We start from the raw sequence: 18,218 nt of genomic DNA, 5'->3' as shown, positions 1-18,218 counted from the left end.
GAAAAATATCTTCCTTTCCAGAGACGGATACGCGGGTCGAGCCCGCGTACGACGAGTCGGACTATGTAACGGCTGGTTTTACAGGTCGAATGCCTGATGGGCCTTCGGCATCTCGACGACAGTGCCGGACAGCCGCGCCGCGAAGGCGGTCATGGTCTTGTCTTCGCCGTGAACCAGGAAGGTCCGTTTCGCGCTGGTCCGTTTTTGCCAGGCCAGCAGCTCCGCCTGGTCGGCGTGGGCCGAAAAGCCGTTGATGGTGTAGATGCGCGCCCGAACCGGAACGGGCTCGCCGAAAATATTCACCTGCTTGGCGCCGTCGATGATTCGGCGCGCGAGCGTTCCGTCGGCGGCGTAGCCGACGAAGACGACGCTGGAGTTGTCACGACCGAGATTGTGCTGGAGGTGGTGACACACGCGGCCGCCCGTGCACATGCCCGAACCGGCCATGATGACGGCGCCCCCACGGACGTCGTTGATCGCGATGGACTCGGCCGTCTCGCGCGTGAAGTGCAGGCCCGGCATATCGAGAGGATCGTGCCCCCCTTGCAGCAGCGCCACGGTCTCCGGATCGAGGCACTCCGGATGGCGGCGGAAGATTTCGGTGGCCGAGATCGCCATCGGCGAATCGAGGTACACCTGCGTCGATGTCGGCAGCCGCCCCTGCGCAACGCCCTGGCTCAGGAAATAAAGCACTTCCTGCGCGCGCTCCAACGCAAAGGTCGGGACGATGACGTTCCCGCCGCGCGCGAAGGTTTCGGTGATCGCCCCGTAGAATTCTTCGATGGACGGACCCATCGGCTTGTGCAGGCGGTCCCCGTAGGTCGACTCCATCACGACGTTCTCGGCGTGCGGAGGCGGCGTCGGGTCGCGCAACAGCGGACGCCCGGAGTTTCCGAGGTCTCCCGAAAACAGCACGCTGGATCGTCGACCCTGCTCTTCGAGCTCGAGGACGATGCTGGCCGAACCGAGGATATGCCCGGCATCGATGAAGGTGGCACGGATTCCCGCGGCAACCTCGAGCGCCTCCCCGTAGATCGCCGTTCGGCCGAAGAAGTCGAGGCTGTTCAGGGCGTCGAGGGTCGAATAGAGCGGCCCGGCCGTGGCGTGGGCCGCCCCGGTGGTCCCGGCCTTGCGGGCGTGGTAGCGCGCGTCCTCCTCCTGGAGATGGGCCGCGTCCAGCATGACGAGGCGCGCCAGCTCGCGCGACGCCGACGTGGTGATGATCTCGCCGCGAAATCCCCGCTTGGCGAGCAACGGCAGACGGCCGCAATGATCCAGGTGGGCATGGGTCAGCAGCACGTGATCGATTCCGGCGGCATCGAAACCGAACGGCTCGGCGTTCTCATCGTGCAATGCGCGGCCGCCCTGGCGCATTCCACAGTCGATCAACACCCGCCGGCCCGCGCATTCGACCAGATGGCAGGAGCCGGTGACGGTGCGATCGGCGCCATGAAATGATAGTTTCACGTTATTCTCCTGTTCGCTCGCCAGTTCGGATGCGCATCGATCCGCCCCCGCACCGGGCAGCACATCAGGCCGCTCACGTGGCGACGTGCAATGGTGCTCCAGCCGCATCGTGCCAATGCAGAATGCTGCTCCAGATGTCCTGCGCCGTCTCGGCATACCAGAACAAGTCGCGATCCTCCGGATCGATGACTCCCTCGTCGACCAGGAAGTCCATATCGACCGCGCGCCGCCAGAAAGCCTCGCCCACCAGCACGACGGGCATCGGCTTGATCTTGCGGGTCTGGATCAGAGCCAGCACCTCGAACAACTCGTCGAACGTGCCATAGCCTCCCGGAAACGCGACCAGCGCCCTGGCCCGCAGCAGAAAGTGAAGCTTGCGCAGCGCGAAGTAGTGGAAGGTGAAGCAAAGCTCGGGCGTCACATACGGATTTGGATACTGCTCGTGCGGCAGGCTGATGTTCAGGCCGACGGACTTGGCGCCGGCATCGAAGGCGCCGCGGTTGGCAGCCTCCATCATCCCCGGGCCGCCCCCGGTCATGACCACGGTATGGGGGCCGCGATCGGTATGATTCGCCGCGCCGACGAGGCGCCCGAAGTCCCGAGCCACCTCGTAATAGCGGCTGTTGGAATGAATTCGCTCGGCGATCGCGAGCCGGCGCACCAGCTCGGCATTGTCCGGATCAGCCGCCACCATTGTGCGCAGGGCATCGACCTTGCGACGCGCGGCCCCCGGCTCGCAAATCCGTGTGCTCCCGAACACGACGATCGTATGATCGATCTCGTTCTCTTCGAGCAGAAGCTCGGGCTTGAGGTAGTCGATCTGCAGGCGCACGCCGCGCACGCCGTCTCGTGCCAGAAAGTCGACGTCCTTGTCGGCGCTCCGGAAGCTCGGACTGTTCAGGATCGCCCGTACACGTTGCAAGGCCTCCGGATCCTCCTCGGCTGCCTTCGGCTGTTGCCAGGGAAGCGCTTCACGCCGCATTTGGGGGTGAGGAGGCGTCGGAATTCGATGCTTGCCGTTCATGTCACTTCAACCGGACTTTCGGAAGGGAGCCCACTCGTCGGCCGGCGATCAGACAACCGTGCCGAACAGCTTGCCGATGCCGGCCGTCAGCGCCAGCGCCAGCGCGCCCCAGAACGTCACGCGGGCGGTGGCACGCCAGACGTTTGCCCCGCCTGCCTTTGCCCCGATCGCACCCAGAACGGCGAGAAACCCCAAAGAGGCGGCCGACACGAGCGGAACCAGCATCCCGACCGGAGATACGACGACCATCAGCAATGGCATGGCTGCGCCCACCGAGAATGTCGCGGCCGAGGTCAGGGCGGCCTGGACCGGACGAGCGGTGGTGAACGCCGAGATCCCGAGCTCGTCGCGGGCATGGGCCGTCAACGCGTCCTTCGCCATGAGCTGTTCGGCAACCTGCCGCGCGAGAGCCTGATCGACGCCTCGCTCGACATAGATGTCGGCAAGCTCGTCGAGCTCGTAGGCGGGATTGTCACGCAGCTCCTGGCGCTCGCGTCCGAGGTCGGCGCGTTCGGTGTCGGATTGCGAGCTGACCGATACATACTCGCCGGCGGCCATCGACATGGCACCGGCGACCAGGCCGGCCACACCGGCAATCAGGACATCGTTTCGGGTCGCCGCCGCGGCTGCGACACCGACGATCAGGCTCGCGGTCGAGACGATGCCGTCATTGGCCCCCAGCACCGCAGCCCGCAGCCACCCGATGCGGTCGACGAGATGGTTCTCGGGGTGTCGGCGAAGACGGCTCATGCTTTCCTCGAAATCATGCTGGCGAGCGTCAATTGCGGGAGCACCCTATTCGAGTTTGACCACGCGTGCGAGATTTTCGGCAAAGACGGCCGATGAAGACGCCTAATGCGCAGGGCATCGCGCCTGCCGCGGCCCGCGCCGGCGCGGCGCCCGAAACGAAACGCGCTCGCAGTCGGCCGACGTCCTTTGACGCCGGTCGACTGCGGGCACATGAGGGTCGAGGCCCGCGAGCCGGCCTCAACCGGACTTGACGTTCTTGGCCCACAGGGACTTGACCTGCTCGGCCCAGGAGTCGACCTCGCGCTCGGCCTCCGCCCTGGCGTGGCCGTACCGCGCCTGAAGAATGCCGAGCAGCTCCTCGCGCTTGCCCTTGACGACCTCGACATCGTCCTCGGTCAGCTTGCCCCACTGCGACCGGACTTTTCCTTTGACCTGCTCCCAATGTCCTTCGACCTCGTCCCAGTTCATGATTTCACTCCTGCTGTCTGGTTTCGGGGACACCGGCGCCGGCCACACACAGCGGTCTCGCGCCGCCGTCAACGACGGATGCCCCGGCCTCCGGAGCAGACGACCCGAGATGGCGCGCCTTCACGCGACTGCGCGACATCTCGCCCGGCGCATCAGAGCCGACCGATGAGCATCAGCACGACGAGAATGATCAGGATCGTGCCGATCAGGCCGACACCGGTGTGACCGAAACCGTAGCCGTAGCCGCCGAAGCGACCGCTGACGCCCCCGAGCAAGAAGATGATGAGAAGAATAACGAGAACGAGTCCCAGCAATGACATGGCATTATCTCCTTTTACAGGCCCCCGCCGTACGTCGAGGCCTTCTGCACTCTGCCTTGGATGCGTCGACCGAGACGTCCAAGTCGCGCGGCATCGAGAACGACGCCTGGACATTGGCGATGACGAGAGTGCCGATACGGACTTCGCTGCCAAGGGGCGCGTTCCACGACATCTCTGCAGTCGGCCAATGATGATTAAATAGCTTTGTACTGGATCGATCTCGTTGCATTGAGCGGCGTCAAAAACGCTTCGACCGAGCCGCCATGCCAAGCGCGAACTCTCCATCGTCAGCCTGCACCAGGCGTTTACGGGATACGGCGCAAATGAAATGGTCATCGACCAATAAGGCGCAGGTCTCTCACGTGATGAGCAATCTTGAACAGCTCGCAGCGTAATCGCGTGGTACCCGTATTCTGAGATCACGATGCAGACATGACCCCCGCAGCAACGTTGCCACGATTGGCGTGGTGGCGGGGCAAGATCGTGTATGGAGAGCTGTTCATGAAATCCTCGATCAAACTCCTTGCCGCCGCGCTGACGATCGCGGTCGCGCCGGGGTTCGTGGCGCCTGCCGCCGCAACACCGATTTCGTTGCCGATCGGGCTGCAGAATGCGATCGCCCCGTCGATCGAAGCCGTTCAGTACCGGCGTGGTTGGGGTGGTGGCTATCAGGGTGGTGGCTATCGGGGCGGCGGATTTGGTGGCGCGGCTTTCGGCCTCGCCGCGGGAGCCCTGCTCGGCGGGGCGATCATCGGCGCCACGCAGCAGCCCTACGGCTACTATGGCTCCGGCGGCTACGGTCCCGGATACGCCTATTCGCCCGGATATGCGTATGCGCCCGGCTATGCACCCGGTTACGTCGCCGTGTCGCCCTACGGCGGCGGCGGTGGCGACGCCGCCTACTGCCTGCAGCGATTCAGGTCGTACGACCCCGGCTCCGGCACCTATCTCGGCTTCGACGGCTTGCGCCATCCCTGTCCGTGATGTCGGCGGCGTGAGTCTCCGCCCGGCGGCACGCGACATGCCGCCGGGACCGAGCAATTGCATCGCGTCGTCGCCTCGCAGGCTCGCCACCGGACGCTGGCCTGGGAGCGACGGTGCGGCGGAAGCTGGTTCCCCGGTGCAAATGACCACCGGGCAACGCGTTGATCGGATGAGCCGCGGACTTGGAACGGCAGCACTGACGGCGTCTGTCCGCACGCCCGCCGTGCCAATGGGCTTTGCCGGTTGCGGGACGACGACCACGGCCCTGCTCCTGATCCGCCCTCGGAACCGGCTTTCATGAATGTGCAGCGCTGCTCGCCGTCGGGGCGGACAGCACGGTCGAACCGAATTGAACGGGAGCACTCCGATGGCATCGACGAACGGACCAGCAGCAACTGTCGACGACATCCGCAAGGATCTTCAGAGCCTGAAGGACGACGTCACGCGTCTCGCCGAGCAGGTTTCGACGGCGATCTCGGCGTCGGGTGACGCGACCCTGAACGGCATGAAGGGACGTTTGAACAGCGTGGGCGAAGCCGTTCACGACGCCGGCGAGCGCGGTCGGGACGCCGTGACCGATTTCGCCGAATCGATCGGCTCGACCGTCGAGGAGACCGTGCGGTCGCGGCCGCTCACCACGGTCGCGGTCGCGCTCGGTCTCGGCGTCCTGGTCGGCGCCCTGTTGCGACGCTGACCCTGCAGCGGGATCACCATCGTGCTCGAGGGACTCGTTCTCCGTTGGCAGGCGAAGGTGGACGCCGTCGTCAAAAGCGGCCTCTGGGTCGCGGTCGCCACCTTCGCGCTGCTCGTATCGTTCGCCTTTCTCGGCGCGGCACTGTTCATATGGGCGCAGGAGATCTACGGCGCGATCCGGACGTGCCTCGGATTTGCGGCGTTTTTCCTGGCGCTGGCGCTGATCGCCGTGATCGGCCTTTTGGTGTTTCGGCGGAGCGTATGGCGACGCGAGGCTCGGATTGCGCAACAGGCTGCGCACGCAGCGCCGCCCGCGTGGCTCGACCCACAGGTCCTGTCCACCGTGCTCAGCCTCGGCAAGACTCTCGGGCCGCGGCGCGCCGCGTGGATCGGGCTCGTCGGCGCGTTCGCGGTCGGGCTCCTGCTCAGCCGCGGCGCCGACAAGCGATGATCCGGAGTGACGGCATGGCGGGAACCTTCGCTGCCGTGGTGGGTTGATACTACCGTCATCCCTATGCTGCTTCTTCACTCGAACGACCGATGGAGACGGCCAATGTTATCGACCATTCTGATCATCGTTCTCATATTGGTGCTGATCGGCGCGCTGCCGACCTGGGGCTACAGCAACAGTTGGGGCTACGGGCCCGGCGGCGTCGTCGGTGTCGTGCTGGTGATCGTTCTCGTGCTCGCCTTGTTGGGCCGCCTGTGAGACGTGCCTGTCGAGACAAGCTCTCTTTTGCGCAGCGCGCCGAATTCGTCGCGCCCGTACTCATGCACTCAGATTCAAACGGGCAGCCGCCGCTGGTGGCCCGGACGGGACCACGATCCGGTCGTCGTGAGCCCGAGCACATCAAGGAGCGTTGATATGGATATCTCCGTCGGTCACATCACCCCCGTCGTCGCCCTGATCGCCGGGATCCTGATCCTGATCGCGCCGCGGCTGTTGGCGTATATCGTTGCCATTTACCTCATCGTGACAGGATTGATCGGGCTCAACGGCATCTACCATTTCGTCAACTGAGCCCTGAGCCTCGACCCGGTCGATCGAGCGGCTGCGCCTGTCTGTCCGAGTGGCCCCCGAAGAGCATTTCGGCGGAAAGACCAGTGAGGAGCAGACGTCCAGATGGGCCGATGCAGAGATGTCGCGGCCTCATACAACGAAAACCGCATGCTGGAGCAACCGCGAGGTTTGCTTCGCTCGACACCATCGGAGGAGTCCATGATGCGCAAGTCGATCGTTCCAGTGGCTTTGCTGATCCTGTCTGCCGGGCCGGCGCTCGCCGCCACGAGCGAGGGGTGGCAGACCGGACCCACGCCGCCACGCGCGGAGGCGCCCGTCCGCGTCGCGATCAACTGGGATCAGATCGCCGGCAACTGGAAGCAGTTCACCGGCAAGGCCCGCCAGCAGTGGGGCAAGCTCACCGACGACGATCTCGAGGTGGCGAAGGGGCAGCGCGACGAGCTCGCCGGCAAGATCCAGGTGCGGTATGGAATCACCAAGGAGGAGGCAAACCGGCAGATCGACGCTTGGCTGAAGTCGCTCGATCCATGAGCTGCCACGCATGACCGCCTGGCGACAGCGCCGCGGAGCCAGATAGGCTCCCGCGGCGCGGGTGACGCCGGCAGGCCCGGCAAGTCACGCACGTGCCGTAACGCAACCAGGGGCCTAGGTCGAGCATGCGCGACCCGCGCCGGCCGACACAAGCGGCTGCGCGACGGTACCTTCACTTTCGAAGATGCTCTTCTCGACCTTCAAAAGCATTTTCACCTCAATGGCATACGGGCTTCGAATACTTTTTGATCTTCAATGATATGTATTACCGTCAAAGATACTTAACCGTCGAAGATGTTTGATCGCCCGGCACGGGCGACGCTGGCGGAAGTGAGCAATTCTGCTCAGTTTCGGTGAATGCACCAATATAACATGATTCGGTCGAGATCCGGGAATTCCGAGATCGAGCATTTCGGGCGGCGGATTCTTCGCCCTGAGTTTCGGCCTCATGGCCGGATGGCAGCAGGCCCCTTGTCCAGCGCGGCGTCCAATCTGGTCCCCTTCTCGCGGCGACCGTAATCGCCGCTGTCGGGTCCGGGCCTGTCGTCGATCATCCGGCCCGTCCACAGAGGAGGCGAATGGCGGAGAGAACGGGACAGACGTGGGAAACGGTTGATGGTGAGCGGTTCGTAGCGTCGAGCGCGTTTGGCATTCAACGGGAGGGTGGGAATGGAAACGCAGACCGAGCCACTATCTCAATTCCCGACGAATGCACGGGTCTTGTCCCATGGTTCGGCGCAGGTGGACTTCGATGACGGGCGGGCGCTCGCGCAGGCCATCGTCGATACGATCCGCGAGCCCCTGCTGGTTCTCGACAGCGACCTGTGCGTCGTGACGGCCAATCGCGCGTTCTATTCGACGTTCAAGATGAACCGTCAGGATGTCCAAGGCCGGCCGCTCCATGCGCTGGGCGACGGCCAGTGGGATATCCCGGCGCTGCGGGCCCTGCTGGAACGCATAGCGCCGCAGCATGGCGTGATGGACGCTTACGAGGTGGTGCAGGACTTTGCCGGTATCGGGCGCCGCACCATGCTGCTCAATGCCCGGGAATTGCTTTACGAGGACAGCGCCCTCGGCACGGTTCTTCTGGCTGTCGAGGACGTGACCGACCGGCGCGCCAGGGAGCGCGAGCTCCGGGATCTCCTGCAACAGAAGGACATCTTGTTGAGGGAGATGCAGCATCGGTTCGGCAACAGTCTGCAGATCATCGCGAGCATTCTCCTGATCAAGGCGCGGACGGTGCGATCGGACGAGACCCGGCAGCACCTCGAGGAAGCCTATCAGCGCGTCATGTCGGTCGCCGCCGTGCAACAGCAGTTGCTGGTCTCCGAGCCCGGTACGATGATCGAGATCGGTTCCTATCTGTCGCGGCTGTGCGAGACCCTGGCGGCCTCGATGATCGGAGATCGTCGGCCGGTCGCCTTGAAGGTTCATGTCGATGGCGGCACCGTCACCTCGACGCAGGCCGTCAGCATCGGTCTCATCGTCACCGAGCTCGTGATCAACGCGATCAAGCATGCCTTCCCGGAAGATCGACGTGCCGGCACGGTGACGGTGACCTATGAGTTTGTCGATCAGAACTGGAGGCTCACGGTTTCCGATGACGGAATCGGGAGGCCGAGCGGCCAATCGGAGCAGGGCACTCCCGGGCTCGGCACGACGATCATCGAAGCGCTGGCCCGGCAACTCGAAGCCCACGTCGAAATCCAGATGAATCCCGACGGTAGGACGGTGTCGATCACCCACGCCGTGTTCCCGTCGCAACAGCCGGCCGCCTGACGTCGGATTGCCGTCTCGCGGCCGACGCGCGCACGTCGAGAAGCCGCTGTTGGATGACCTCGCTCCGACGAGCTTGCGCATCGAGGAACCGATCGGGTCGAGGTCAGAGCCGTTTTTTTTTCAGGCCTCGATGATCCGTGATCGCCATCTCGGTCGAGCCGGACTTCGGCCCCGGCCGAGATGCGCGAAGCAAAACCATCAGTAATTTGAAGGGCTGGCGGCGCCGGAGACTGTCGGCGAAAAATATTTATCCGCCAGTGGGGCGCCCCGTCAGGCCGCACACATCTTGTTTTGGCGCGCTATTCCCGAGCCGCAACGTGACTGCAACCTCGCATTTCCGTTCTATATTTGTTTTTCAACGGAACTATTCATTTTTCCTTGCGTTTATCCCACGATCACCGAAAACCAATATTGGAGCGACACGATGCGACTCTCTTTGATGATGACCGTTTCTGTCGCCGCGCTCGTGGCAGCAGGAGGCTTGGCATCGGCACAAGGCCTCAACGAGCGGCAGGAACGGCCCGCCGCAACGGCGCCGGAGCGGATCGCACCGGACGGCAAGGCGAACCGGCAGACGCCCGATGCGCCGAAGGCATCGGAATCGATAAAGCCGTCCCCGACCGCACAGTTGCCGGAAAAGCAGACCGGTCCCAAGTCTGAAACCGTCGGACAGGGCGGAAGCACGCAGCCGGCGAAGCCCTCCGCGCAGCCCTCGAACGAGCGCGGCGCTCCGAACGCCGCCGCAGAGGCACAGCCGACCCCCGGCACCCCGGCGGCGTTGTCCGCCGAGCACCGCGCGCAAGTCCGCGACACCATCCGCAACCAGAAAGTTGCGCCGCTGACGAACGTACAGTTTTCCGTGACGGTCGGCCAGGCTGTCCCGCGGACGGTCCACCTCAACAGGCTGCCGTCTCGGATCATCGAATATGCCCCGCAATACCGCGGGTACGAATACATCCTGGTGGGCGACGAGATCCTGATCGTGGATCCCCGCACGCTCAGGATCGTCGCGGTGATCCCGGCCTAGAGCATCGTCCGGCGAAACGGGAGCCGTTTCGCCGTTGACGATGTGACCACGTCTATAAACCCGGAGCGTGTTCCGATTCCCTCTGGAAAGAACACGCTCCGGGTGGCAGCCGTGCAAATGCGACGATGAGCGAGGCTGCCCAGGCCGCCCTCGCTCATCCCCCGGCTCGGGTCCGCGGTGGATGATCCCGGCCTCGTCATCTGCGGACCGTCCATCTGCCTGAAACAAAAGCCTCGAGTCCACCTCATGGTGACAACGCACACGTCGTCGTTCGAGCCGAAGGCCTTTCTGGCCAAGGTCGGTGGGGGCCGGACCATCACCACGCACCCCAAGAATCAGGTCGTCTATTCCCAGGGCGACGCTGCGGACGCCGTGTTCTTCATCCAGAAAGGCAAGGTCAAGGTCACCGTCGTCTCGAAACAGGGCAAGGAAGCCGTCGTCGCCATTCTGGCAGCCGACGATTTCTTCGGTGAAGGGTGCCTGACCGGACAGCCGCGGCGCTTGGCGACCGCCGCAACCATGACGGAATCGATCATCGTGCGTCTGGAGAAGGCCACCGTGGTCGACCTGATCCATCGGGAGCCGGCGTTCTCCGCGATGTTCATCGCCTATCTTCTCGGTCGAACCACCCGGGTCGAGGCGGATCTCGTCGATCAGTTGTTCAACTCCAGCGAGAAGCGTCTTGCGCGGCTGCTTCTGCTGCTGGCGAACTTCGGCAAGGACGGAGTGCCGGAACCGATCATCGCGAAGATCAGCCAGGAGACGCTCGCCGAGATGATCGGAACGACGCGATCCCGGGTGAGCTTCTTCATGAACAAGTTCCGAAAGCTCGGCTTCATCGACTACAACGGCCGGATCGAAGTCCACAGCTCATTGTTGAACGTCGTTCTGCACGACCATCCGCAGATCGGCAATCATTCGTTCAATGCAGCCGACACCGAAGAATGACTGACGTGACGGTGGGAGGTGTCCGCATCGTCGACGCGACAGCAACAAGAACAATCCAAAGGATCGGCACATGGGCAAGTACATCGTCATCATGTTTCACGATGAAGAGAAGGCATACGAAGGAACACGCGTGTTGAGAGACCTTCATACGGAAGGATCTCTCAGTCTCTACGGCGTGGCCGTCATCACCAAGAATGCGGACGGGACATTGTCCGTGAAGCGAAAAGCCAATGAAGGGCCGCTCGGCATGGCGGTCGGCGGGCTGGTCGGCGGCCTGGTCGGACTTCTGGGTGGGCCGATCGGCGCCACCGTCGGGATTGCCGGCGGCGCGCTGTTCGGCGGCATCCGCGATCTCTTCAATGCCGGGGTCGGAACGACCTTTCTTCAGAAGGTCTCCGACGATCTCGCGCCGGGCACGACCGCGGTGATCGCGGACATCGCCGAGGATTGGGTCATCCCGCTCGATTCCCGCATGGAGGCGATCGGTGGATCGGTCGTGCGTGAATGGCGATCCGACTTCGAAGAGGATCTGATCGCGCGGGAAGCCGCCGACCGCAGGCTGGAAGAGGAGCGGTTGATCGCCGAATTCTCTCACGCCAAGGCCGAGATGAAGGCCAAGCTGCGGATCCGCCTCGACGACGCTCACGCGAAGGTCTCGGACATTTCCGGTCGAGCGCAGACCGGGTTGGAGATGTTGAAGCGGGAGACGGATGCAAGGATCGGGGCGCTGAAGGACCAGCTCGCGAAGGCGCACGCCGATACCAAGATGCGCATCGAGCAGCGCATCGACGAGCTGACTGCCGATCGCGACAGGCGCGCCGCCAAGCTGAAGAAGGCGTGGGAGCTCACCAAGGAGGCCGTGGCAGCATGATGCGCGTGACCGGCATCATGCCGCGCTAGAGCGATTTTCGATCGCTTTGGCGCAAGACCGCGTGCCGGCGTCCAGAAAACGAAAGGTACTCGCCGCCGGAGAGGCGTCGAGCCGAAGCGCGCAGGCCCGAAGGAAGACCTGCCCGCGTCGATCGACGACCGGGTTCACGTCCTCTCGCGGCTGTGCGGCAGCTCGGTTGCGCGCGCGAGCGGACCGCCGGGACTCGGCGGGTGGAGACGTGCTCGCTCGGGAGCACGTCCACCACCACCCAGCGGCGCACACGCAAGTCAGCGTCGACGCCGACCAACGCGCCTGCATTCGTCATGGGAAACCGACATGCGTCACCCTTCGACCACGAGGCTCGCCACCGTGACCTCGCCATCGGTCATGTAATGGTTGACGCGTGCAACCGGCAGGCTTTGGCCGGATTGAACTGACGTCACCTCGCCGACGACTCGATGGTCCCTCAGCTCGGCGACGATGAAATCCCGCTCTGCATTGGTGTCGTCGTCGGTCGCGTGGGTGATCTGGAACGTGAGCCTGGTCAGCGAGAGTCCGGTGTCCTTGGTGGCGGCTCCGACCCACAGAACGCGCGCATCCTCGGGCGGTCGATCGGTGTTCAGCCAGAAGTCGGCTGTTGCCATGGCGAGGTCGGCACGATCGAGGCTCAAGGCCCAGAAGCGGACATGGTGGCGTTTGCGCGGGCTGTCGCCGATCGCCTTCTGGAACCCGATGTCCTGGCCGCGGCCGAACAGATGGAGGGTGCTGAACGGCGCCGCCGGGTAAGGTGCGTCGAGGACGAAGGCTTTGACCATACGCCACGAGCTCTTCAGCCCCAGCGGATCCGCCTGTGTCCAGCCCGCGGCGGCGAAGGCGGCCCGAAGCTGCGTCAGCGTGCCGACGAGCACGAGATTGACGGGGTCGCCCGGCAAGCCGTCGCCCGTCACCGTGAAGCTCGGGATGCTCTTGCGCTGGAGAATCTTCAGGCCCGTGCGAACGACGCGCGGGAGAATGACATAGGCCGCCATCCCATACGTGACGGCCACGGCCAGGGTCCACGGCAGCCGCTGGTCCGCGGTGTCGAACACCACGAAGACGATCAGCCAGACGCTGAAAATGCCCAGCGCCAGGATGAGCAATCGCTGCAGCAGGCGTATCAGCACTCTCACGATTCACCCCCGTGACGGCCGCCCGATGGACCGCCGGTCGATCCGAGCCGGCCGAGGATCGATTCGCTCAGGCTATCAGAGCTGACCACACTGGCGAATCGGCCGGGGACAGGTAGCATCTCGGACGCGACTTTCGCGTCTCGCCCGCTTCGGTCACACGGCTGTCATGTCGGCTCTGGACGGTGCGGCTCCCACCCCGAGATTGGCATCACCATGAACTTCTCCCAGCGCTTCACATTCCTGTTTTCCGCTCCCAGCTTCGATGCCGAGGACCTCGAAGGGCTGCGCATCCAGCAGATCATCGGCGCCATCGAACGGCTCGGCTTCCAGGTGGTCCGGGCCCGCCGGATCGAGGATGCGGAGATGGCGGTGAAGACCGACGCCGCCATCGGCTGCCTGGTGGTCGACTGGGGCAAGAAGGGGCTCGAAGGCAAGGCGGCCTCGCTGATCAACGTGATGCGTCGTCGCGGCCTGGAAATGCCGATCGTGCTGCTGGTGCGCCGGACCCGCTTCGAGGACGTGCCGGTCGAGGTGCTCGACTTCATCGACGGCTATGTCTTCCTCGCCGAGGAGACGCCGGAGTTCATCGCCCGCAACCTCGTCAGTCGCCTGACCCAGTACGCCGAGACGCTGAAGACGCCCTTCTTCGGCGCCATGGTCGACTACGCCGAGGAGGGCAACCAGCTCTGGACCTGTCCCGGGCATAACGGCGGCATCTTCTACAGCCGCAGCCCGATCGGCCGCATCTTCAAGGAGCATCTCGGCGAGGCGGTGTTCCGCGACGACCTCGACAACTCGGTGCTCGAGCTCGGCGACCTGCTCACCCATGAAGGCCCCGCCCTCCAGGCCCAGAAGGAGGCCGCCGCGATCTTCGGCGCCGAGCGGACCTATTTCGTCCTCAACGGCACCTCGGCGTCCAACAAGATCGTGCTCGGGGCGCTGGTCGCCGACGGCGACCTGGTGCTGTTCGACCGCAACAATCACAAGGCGGCGCATCACGGCGCGCTGCTGCTCGGCGGCGGCATCCCGATCTTCCTGCCGACCGACCGCAACGCCCACGGCCTGATCGGGCCTATCCATCCGGAAGCCCTCGACGAGACCGCGATCCGCGACGCCATCCGGACCAATCCGCTGGTCAAGGATCCGGAGGCGTGGCGCCGCGAGCGGCCGTTCCGCGCCGCCGTGATCGAGCAGTGCACCTATGACGGCACCATCCACGATGCGCAGATGATGCTCGCGCGGCTCGGCCCGCTCTGCGACTATATCCTGTTCGACGAGGCCTGGGCCGGCTTCATGAAGTTCCACCCGATCTATGCCGGCCGCTTCGCCATGGGGGTGAACGGCCTCGACGACAAGGCCCCCGGCATCATCGCCACCCAGTCCACCCACAAGCAGCTCGCCAGCTTCTCGCAGGGGTCGCAGATCCACGTGAAGGACAGCCACATCCGCGGGCAGCGGCGCCGGGTCGAGCATCGGCGCTTCAACGAGAGCGTGCTGCAGCACGCCTCGACATCACCGTTCTATCCGCTGTTCGCGTCGATCGACGTGTGCGCCCAGATGATGAAGGGGCGATCCGGCGAGGTGCTGTGGGACGACACCATCCGGCTCGGCATCGAGCTGCGCAAGAAGCTGAGGGCCGTGCGGGCGGAATTCGAGCGCAAGGAGGCCGACCCGGCGCGCCGCTGGTTCTTCGATCCCTTCGTGCCGGACAAGATCCAGCTTCCGGACGCCGCCTCCCCGGGCGGCGTGCACGAGGTCGCCTGGGAAAGCCTCGCGACCGACGCACTGGCCAGCCACCCGCAGTTCTGGGAGCTGTCGCCGGGGGCGCGCTGGCACGGATTCGAGCACGTCGCGCCCGGTTTCGCCATCACGGATCCGAACAAGCTGACGCTGCTGACGCCGGGCTTCGACCGCAGCACCGGCGAATACCTGGAGCACGGCGTTCCGGCCCCGATCGTCGCCCAGTATCTGCGCGAGAACCGCGTCGTGCCGGAGAAGAACGACCTCAACTCCCTGCTGTTCCTGCTCACGCCGGGCGTCGAGGCCAGCAAGGCGGGGACGCTGGTCAGCGCGCTCGTCGCGTTCAAGCGGCTGCACGACGACAACGTCCTGCTCGACAGCGTCATGCCCGAGTTCGTCGCGGCCCGGCGGAACCGTTATCGCGGCGTGCGCCTGCGTGATCTCTGCCGGGAGATGCACGCCTTCTTCCGTGCCGCCGATGTCAGTTCCCTGCAGAAGGCGCAATTCATGTCCAAGCACCTGCCCGAGCCGGCGATGGCTCCCGCCGAAGCGGCCCGGCACCTGGTGCGCAACAATGTCGACTACCTGCCGATCGACGCCATTCACGGGCGCATCGCGACGACGCTGTTCGTCGTCTACCCGCCCGGCATCGCCACGATCGTCCCCGGCGAGCGCCTCGACGACCGGGCCAAGCCGATGATCGACTATCTCAAGGTCTTCGAGCGCAGCGCCAACGCCTTTCCGGGCTTCGAGGCAGAGATCCAGGGCGTCTACCGCGAGATCGATGCCGCCGGCACGATCCGGTTCCACACCTATGTGATCCGGGAGTGACGTCGCATCCACGTGCTCGCCCCTGCACCGTTCGCGAAGGACTTCTCATGAACGTGATGCCCGAACAGACGCTCATTCGTCCGTCAACCGATGCGGATATCGAGCCGATGCTCGCCATTTACCGACACCATATCCGCCGTGGCGTCGATCCATCCTATTTCGGTGACGACGGCGCCCTTCTGCCGGACGATCTCAAGCGGCGGCGACGCAACATGCGCAAGCATCGCCTGCCGCATCTGGTCGCCGATCGACGCGGCGGCGTCGTCGGCTATGCCTACGCGGTGCTGTTCCGCAAGCGGCCGGCCTATCGCTACACGGTGAAGCACTCGATCTACGTGCACCACGACCATCTGCACTCCGGCATCGGCAAGGTCCTGTTGCCGGCGCTGATCGACGCCTGCGCGGCGGCCGGCTACAGACAGCTCATCGCTTACATCGACGCCGCCAATGCGCCGTCGCTCCGGCTGCACGAGCAATGTGGATTCCGCCAAGTCGGGTATCTGCCCTCCGTCGGCTACAAGTTCGGCCACTGGACCGACGTCGTGATGGTCCAGCGCTCGCTCGCCTCGGGTGGCACGGCGCCTCCGGAGGCGTGGCTGGCTCCGCCCGCCGACGAAGACTAGCGAAGCCCGGGCCAGCCGGCACGCGGTGGCCCGACGCCCCGACCGCGATGCCGGCTCCGGTTGCCAGCCTCCGCCGTCTCGCCGATGATTCGGCCGACGCTGCGCCCCCTCGGCGGGCGGAACCCCGCCACGCGCATGGCCGCAGTCGCCAGGAGAGCCTTGACGGCAACACACCTAAAGGCTAGCTTTATGTCCTATTCGGTCGAGGGTGAGCCGGCGGCGCGGTGAAGAACCTCCTCGCGTCCGCGACCGGCTCCTCGCATGGGAGCGTGGCAGGCATGGCAACTGAACATCAGGCCCCGAAAAGGGTGGCGATCCGCGACGGCTTGTTGACGGAACCGCTCGACGATCTCGCCAAGGTGCGGCTGCAGGGCTCCCGCTGCAGGCACTGCAACGAGGTCACGCTCGGCCGCAACGCCATCTGCCCGAATTGCGGCGGCATCGACATGGACCCGGTCGCGCTCGCCGACCACGGCGAGCTGTGGACCTACACGGTCGTGCGCCACAAGCCGCCGGGAGACTATCGCGGCCCCGAGCCGTTCAAGCCGTTCGGTCTCGGCCTCGTCGAGCTGCCCGACGGGTTGCGGGTCGTGTCTCCGATCGAGGGCGACGTCGACAGCTTGAAGGTCGGCACGCCGCTGCGCCTGAAGATTTCCGTTCATCACACCGGGGCCGCCGGCGAGGACGTCGTCGCCTTCGCGTTCGCGCCGCGCCTCTGAGGGGTTCTCGATCATGTCCGACGTCGTCATTCTAGGAGCCGGGATCCATCCCTTCGGCCGGTTCGACAAGACCTACGAGGAGATCGGCTCCTACGCCGCCGCCGCCGCGCTCGCCGATGCGGGCGTCGCGTGGCGGGACATCCAGGCCGCCTATCTGTCGCGCATGTATCTTCCGGCAACCTCCGGGGCGCGCATCCTTCGGCGCCTCGGCAGCACCGACATCCCGATCGTGGACGTCGAGGCGGCCTGCGCCAGCGGCGGCGTCGCCCTGCGCCAGGCGGTTCTCGCCATCCGCTCCGGCGAGGCCGATCTGGTGCTCGTCCTCGGAACCGAGAAGATGCCGCGCGGCTTCATGGACCCGCGCATGATCTACAGCCCGTGGCAGGTCGAGATGGGCATGTCGCTCAATCCGAGCTACTGGTCGATGCGGGCGCGCCGGCACATGTACGAGTTCGGCACCACCGACCTGCACATCGCCAAGGTCGCCCACAAGAACCATCGCAACAGCGTGCATAATCCGAACTCCATGTATCAGAAGGAGTTCAGCCTCGAGGAGATCATCAACTCGCCGCTGGTCTGCGATCCGATCCGCCGGCTCGAAATCTGTGCGCCCAACGACGGCGCGGCGGCCGTGGTCGTCGCCTCGCGCGAGCGGGCGGCGAAGATCGGCGGACACCCGATCACCATCGCGGCCTGCTGCCACAGCATCGCCCGCTTCTCCGCCGACTTCCGCTGCCCGGCCGACAGCATGAGCGCGACGGCGAACAACCCGGGTCCGACCGAGGTGACGGCCAAGCAGGCCTTCGAGCGGGCCGGCCTCGGGCCGAAGGACATCGATTGTTTCGAGGTCCAGGACACCGATGCCTTCTGCGAGATCGAGATCTACGAGGAGCTCGGTCTCTGCGGCCTCGGAGAGGCAGGACGACTGATCGACGAGGGCCGCACCGAGATCGGCGGCGACATGCCGGTGAACATGAGCGGCGGGTTGATCAGCAAGGGCGAGCCGGTCGGCGCCTCGCATCTCGGCCAGGTGGTCGAGATCATCTCGCAGTTGCGCGGCCAGTCGGGCAAGCGGCAGGTGGCGGACGCCAAGGTGGGGCTCGCGCACGTGCTGGGCGCCGGCGGCAACTGCGCCGTGACGATCCTGAAGAATTGACCGCGCAGGCTGCCCCTCCGGGCCGCCTGCGAAAAGGACCGGCGGGCGAAAGCCTGTCGGTCCTTTTCTTTGTCTCGGAGCCCGCGCGGTCGGCCGC

General features: G+C 65.1%; 20 protein-coding genes. 14 read left to right on the top strand and 6 right to left on the bottom strand.

From position 1 onward, the window contains the following. Nucleotides 1–78 precede the first annotated feature (78 nt). The 5 genes from HXX10_RS23280 to HXX10_RS23260 all read right to left on the bottom strand — a co-directional run bounded on the left by HXX10_RS23280 (nucleotide 79) and on the right by HXX10_RS23260 (nucleotide 4,029). On the bottom strand, nucleotides 79–1,575 hold the full coding sequence (locus HXX10_RS23280; RefSeq protein ID WP_296525653.1) for an MBL fold metallo-hydrolase: 1,497 nt from the start codon (nucleotides 1,573–1,575) through the stop codon (nucleotides 79–81). Continuing rightward, nucleotides 1,541–2,491, bottom strand: a complete 951-nt coding sequence (locus tag HXX10_RS23275) for a TIGR00730 family Rossman fold protein (RefSeq protein ID WP_296525652.1) — start codon at nucleotides 2,489–2,491, stop codon at nucleotides 1,541–1,543. The genes HXX10_RS23280 and HXX10_RS23275 overlap by 35 nt, the downstream gene beginning before the upstream one ends. A 48-nt stretch (nucleotides 2,492–2,539) precedes the next feature. After that, nucleotides 2,540–3,241, bottom strand: coding sequence for a VIT family protein (locus HXX10_RS23270; RefSeq protein ID WP_296525651.1), 702 nt, complete (start codon nucleotides 3,239–3,241; stop codon nucleotides 2,540–2,542). Between the two features lie 237 nt (nucleotides 3,242–3,478). After that, the gene (locus HXX10_RS23265; RefSeq protein WP_296525650.1) at nucleotides 3,479–3,709 is read right to left on the bottom strand and encodes a CsbD family protein; all 231 of its coding nucleotides are present in this window, start codon (nucleotides 3,707–3,709) and stop codon (nucleotides 3,479–3,481) included. Between the two features lie 152 nt (nucleotides 3,710–3,861). Continuing rightward, nucleotides 3,862–4,029: a DUF3309 family protein gene (locus HXX10_RS23260; RefSeq protein WP_296525649.1), complete on the bottom strand. Its 168-nt coding sequence runs from the start codon at nucleotides 4,027–4,029 to the stop codon at nucleotides 3,862–3,864. A gap of 432 nt (nucleotides 4,030–4,461) precedes the next feature. On the opposite strand from HXX10_RS23260, the gene HXX10_RS23255 reads away from it, so the two are divergent. The 10 genes from HXX10_RS23255 (at nucleotide 4,462) to HXX10_RS23210 (ending at nucleotide 11,883) form a co-directional block, all read left to right on the top strand. Continuing rightward, the gene (locus HXX10_RS23255; protein WP_296525648.1) at nucleotides 4,462–5,013 is read left to right on the top strand and encodes a BA14K family protein; all 552 of its coding nucleotides are present in this window, start codon (nucleotides 4,462–4,464) and stop codon (nucleotides 5,011–5,013) included. A 367-nt stretch (nucleotides 5,014–5,380) separates the two neighbouring features. Beyond that, a complete protein-coding gene (locus HXX10_RS23250; RefSeq protein ID WP_296525647.1) occupies nucleotides 5,381–5,707 on the top strand; it encodes a DUF883 domain-containing protein in 327 nt (108 codons plus the stop codon). Nucleotides 5,708–5,728: 21 nt separating this feature from the next. Further along, nucleotides 5,729–6,157 (top strand): hypothetical protein, encoded by a 429-nt coding sequence (locus HXX10_RS23245; protein ID WP_296525646.1) that lies wholly within the window; start codon nucleotides 5,729–5,731, stop codon nucleotides 6,155–6,157. A 102-nt stretch (nucleotides 6,158–6,259) separates the two neighbouring features. Next, complete coding sequence (locus HXX10_RS23240) at nucleotides 6,260–6,415, top strand: DUF3309 family protein (RefSeq protein WP_296525645.1); 156 nt, start codon at nucleotides 6,260–6,262, stop codon at nucleotides 6,413–6,415. A 156-nt stretch (nucleotides 6,416–6,571) separates the two neighbouring features. Then, nucleotides 6,572–6,727, top strand: a complete 156-nt coding sequence (locus tag HXX10_RS23235) for a DUF3096 domain-containing protein (protein ID WP_296525644.1) — start codon at nucleotides 6,572–6,574, stop codon at nucleotides 6,725–6,727. A gap of 327 nt (nucleotides 6,728–7,054) precedes the next feature. Further along, nucleotides 7,055–7,258 carry a CsbD family protein gene (locus HXX10_RS23230; protein WP_296525672.1) on the top strand — a complete coding sequence of 68 codons (204 nt, stop codon included), beginning with the start codon at nucleotides 7,055–7,057 and terminating at the stop codon, nucleotides 7,256–7,258. A 669-nt stretch (nucleotides 7,259–7,927) separates the two neighbouring features. Further along, nucleotides 7,928–9,037, top strand: a complete 1,110-nt coding sequence (locus tag HXX10_RS23225; protein WP_296525643.1) for a histidine kinase dimerization/phosphoacceptor domain -containing protein — start codon at nucleotides 7,928–7,930, stop codon at nucleotides 9,035–9,037. Nucleotides 9,038–9,461: 424 nt separating this feature from the next. After that, nucleotides 9,462–10,064 (top strand): DUF1236 domain-containing protein, encoded by a 603-nt coding sequence (locus HXX10_RS23220; protein ID WP_296525642.1) that lies wholly within the window; start codon nucleotides 9,462–9,464, stop codon nucleotides 10,062–10,064. A gap of 246 nt (nucleotides 10,065–10,310) precedes the next feature. Beyond that, nucleotides 10,311–11,012, top strand: a complete 702-nt coding sequence (locus HXX10_RS23215) for a Crp/Fnr family transcriptional regulator (RefSeq protein ID WP_296525671.1) — start codon at nucleotides 10,311–10,313, stop codon at nucleotides 11,010–11,012. 70 nt (nucleotides 11,013–11,082) lie between these two features. Beyond that, nucleotides 11,083–11,883, top strand: coding sequence for a DUF1269 domain-containing protein (locus tag HXX10_RS23210; RefSeq protein WP_296525641.1), 801 nt, complete (start codon nucleotides 11,083–11,085; stop codon nucleotides 11,881–11,883). A 341-nt stretch (nucleotides 11,884–12,224) separates the two neighbouring features. On the opposite strand, the gene HXX10_RS23205 is transcribed toward HXX10_RS23210, so the two are convergent. Next, nucleotides 12,225–13,052: an LssY C-terminal domain-containing protein gene (locus tag HXX10_RS23205; RefSeq protein WP_296525640.1), complete on the bottom strand. Its 828-nt coding sequence runs from the start codon at nucleotides 13,050–13,052 to the stop codon at nucleotides 12,225–12,227. Between the two features lie 213 nt (nucleotides 13,053–13,265). Here HXX10_RS23205 and HXX10_RS23200 point away from each other — a divergent pair, with 213 nt between their 5' ends. From HXX10_RS23200 to HXX10_RS23185, 4 genes are all read left to right on the top strand, one after another. Then, nucleotides 13,266–15,623 (top strand): Orn/Lys/Arg decarboxylase N-terminal domain-containing protein, encoded by a 2,358-nt coding sequence (locus tag HXX10_RS23200; RefSeq protein WP_296525639.1) that lies wholly within the window; start codon nucleotides 13,266–13,268, stop codon nucleotides 15,621–15,623. Nucleotides 15,624–15,670: 47 nt separating this feature from the next. Then, nucleotides 15,671–16,246, top strand: a complete 576-nt coding sequence (locus HXX10_RS23195) for a GNAT family N-acetyltransferase (protein ID WP_296525638.1) — start codon at nucleotides 15,671–15,673, stop codon at nucleotides 16,244–16,246. Nucleotides 16,247–16,524: 278 nt separating this feature from the next. Then, complete coding sequence (locus HXX10_RS23190; protein ID WP_296525637.1) at nucleotides 16,525–16,965, top strand: OB-fold domain-containing protein; 441 nt, start codon at nucleotides 16,525–16,527, stop codon at nucleotides 16,963–16,965. Nucleotides 16,966–16,978: 13 nt separating this feature from the next. Further along, entirely contained in the window at nucleotides 16,979–18,121 is a 1,143-nt protein-coding gene (locus HXX10_RS23185) for a thiolase family protein (protein ID WP_296525636.1), read from the top strand. Nucleotides 18,122–18,218 lie beyond the last annotated feature (97 nt).

The organism is Rhodoplanes sp. (assembly GCF_013377085.1).
GTDB lineage: Bacteria > Pseudomonadota > Alphaproteobacteria > Rhizobiales > Xanthobacteraceae > Rhodoplanes.
Note: the sequence above shows the minus strand (reverse complement) of the source record. Positions and strands in the feature narration are given on the sequence as shown.